The organism is Micrococcales bacterium (genome assembly GCA_009784895.1).
In the GTDB taxonomy this organism is placed as follows: Bacteria; Actinomycetota; Actinomycetes; order Actinomycetales; family WQXJ01; genus WQXJ01.
In genome coordinates this window covers 1-2,547 of sequence record WQXJ01000110.1, presented here as the reverse complement: position 1 = coordinate 2,547, position 2,547 = coordinate 1, and the positions used below count along the sequence as shown (strand labels likewise).

Annotated in this window: 2 protein-coding genes; both read right to left on the bottom strand. The window is 65.1% G+C overall.

Translation table 11 applies throughout. The annotated features are described in order from the left end of the window. A partial coding sequence (locus tag FWD29_10240; protein MCL2804305.1) for a Mur ligase family protein occupies positions 1–1,419 on the bottom strand: 1,419 nt, incomplete at its 3' end. Beyond that, positions 1,416–2,547: DUF5915 domain-containing protein (locus FWD29_10235; GenBank protein ID MCL2804304.1), on the bottom strand; the 1,132-nt coding region annotated here is incomplete at its 5' end. The genes FWD29_10240 and FWD29_10235, both read right to left, overlap by 4 nt.

Below are 2,547 nucleotides of genomic sequence, written 5' to 3'. Positions count from 1 at the left end.
CTCTAATTCGACCCGGTCCGGGCCAAAGACCTCGACCGCGATTTCGGCTAGCTCAACTGGGTCAAGGGCCCGGTCGCTGCTTGGCGCTGTGATGACGACGTGCTTGACCACCGGTTCGAGCGCGCCCAAAATGGCCTCGGCGTCCTTGCCTTGCAGCACTCCGACCAGCCCAATCAGGTCGAAGGCGAAAGCCTCGGTGACGGCACCAGCCAGAGCCTCAGCCGCGGCGTGGTTGTGAGCCGCATCGACCAGGACGGTGGGGGCGGTGCTGACCACCTCAAGCCGGCCGGGTGAAGTGACTTGACCTAGGCCTTCGGCCATTGGTTCTTCGCCCAGGACTCCTAACTCACCAGCTAGCAGCAGCTCAACCGCGGCCACAGCCAAGGCCGCATTTTCGGCCTGGTGGCGACCGTGCAGCGGCAGGTAGACGTCGTTGTAGAAGCCGCCGGGCGTTTGCAGGTGCAGCACCTGGCCGTCGACCGCCAGTTCGCGTCCCACTACTTCAAGGCCTTGCCCCAGCCAGCAAACCTTGGCTTGGTTTTCCCCGGCCGCGGCCTTGAGCACAGCCTCAGCTTCGGGACGCTGGCGCCCGATGACGGCCTGCCGCCTGATGATCCCGGCCTTTTCCCCCGCTATAGAGGCCAGGTCATGGCCCAGGTAGTCGGCATGGTCATAGCTGATTGGCGTGATGACTTGGACGTCTGAGTCGATTGTGTTGGTGGCGTCCCACCTTCCGCCCAGACCGACCTCGACCACCGCCACGTCGACTGGGGCGTCGGCGAATGCCACCAGCGCCAGCAGCCACATCACTTCGAAAAAGCTCAGACGGCCTTCGCCCAGGTCTTCGGAATCCCGGTCAACCAGGTTGACCACCGCTTCGACCAAGTCCCAGGCCTCGAGCATGGCGGCGTCGGTGATGGGCTGGCCGTCAATTTGGATGCGCTCGGCCGGGGAGGCCAGGTGCGGCGAGGTGAACAACCCGGTCCTCAGGCCGTGAGCCCGGACCAGCGACTCGACCATCCGGGCGGTCGAGGTTTTGCCGTTGGTGCCGGCAATGTGGATAACCCGCATACCGGTTTGTTCCGGCTCTAAGAGGTCTAGCGAGCCTTCGACCCGGAAAGTGTCTGGATCGATTCGGTTTTCCGGCGCACGGGCCATGATCGAGCGGTAGGCGGCGGCCGCTTTCTCAGCCTCGGTCTCGCGGTTGGGGTTGTTATGCGAAAGCTCGGTCTCGCGGGAATTGGGCTGGTCAGGGGGCTGGTCGGGGTTGTCATGCGAAAGCTCGGTCTCGCGGGAATTGGGCTGGTTGGGGTTGTTATGCGAAAGCTCGGTCTCGCGGTTGGGGTTGTTATGCGAAAGCTCGGTCTCGCGGGATTGGGGCTGGTCAGGGGGCTGATCAGAGGTCTTGTCAGGGGTCATGGTTGGGGCACTTTGGTGATGGTGGCCTGGACCGCATCGCCGGAACCGAGCGCTACTTTGAGGGTCACCGACAGGGTTTCAGCTTGGATCATGGCGGCGTGGGCCTCAACTTGCGGCACACGCTCGGCTGGAACGGCTAGCTCGAGTTCGATCCGGTCGCTGACATGCAGGCCCTGGGCTTTGCGTTGGTCTTGGACCAGGCGGACCAAGTCACGGGCGTACCCCTCGGCCTTGAGTTCGTCATCGAGTTCGAGGTCTAGCAGCACAAAACCGCCACCGGCCAAGACCCCGGCCGTCCGCTGGCGCCCAGAGCTGTCCTGGTCGACCACTGTGCGGCGGGTGTACTCGCCCTCAAGCAGTTCGACCGGCCCAGCTGAGGTTTCAACGACAAGGCGACCGGCGTCATCGGACACCCAGGACCCAGCCTTGACCGCCTGGATAACCGCCTGGACGGCCTTGCCCAGGCGCGGCCCGGCGGCCCGGGCGTTGACTTCGAGCCGGGTGGCCACACCATGCGCCGCCGCCACCTCGCTGGAGTTTTCCAGCAGCTCGATTTGCTTGACGTTGACCTCAGCCTGGATTAGCGGCAGGAAGGGCGCCAGGCGGTCAACGGCAGAATCCGCCACCACGAGCTGGCGCAGAGGCTGGCGCACCCGGATCTGGGCGGCCTTGCGCAAGGCCAATGTGGCCGAGCAAACCTCGCGCACCCGGTCCATCGCCTCCATTAACTCGGCGTCCATTGGCAGGGCTTGGTCCAAGGCCGTTTCCTTGTCGCACGCGGCAGCCGCCAGGCGGCTGCCCGAGAAGACGCGACCAGCAGGCGCAGAGTCGTTGCCAGCTTCGGTAGCCATGGGCGCCGAAGCTGGCGCGAGGTCCGGCCAGGGCTCCAGGTGGACCGACCGCCCGCCGGTCAGCCCGCGCCAGATCTCCTCGCCCACCATTGGCATCAGCGGCGCAGCCAGGCGCAGCACTGTTTCCAACACGGTGTAGAGCACGTTGAAGGCGGTGGCGTCTTCAGCCCAGAAGCGGTCGCGTGAACCGCGCACGTACCAGTTGGTTAGCAGGTCGGCGTATTCGCGCAGCGAATCGCAGGCCTCGCCAATGGCGTAGGCGTCCATCTGGGTGGTG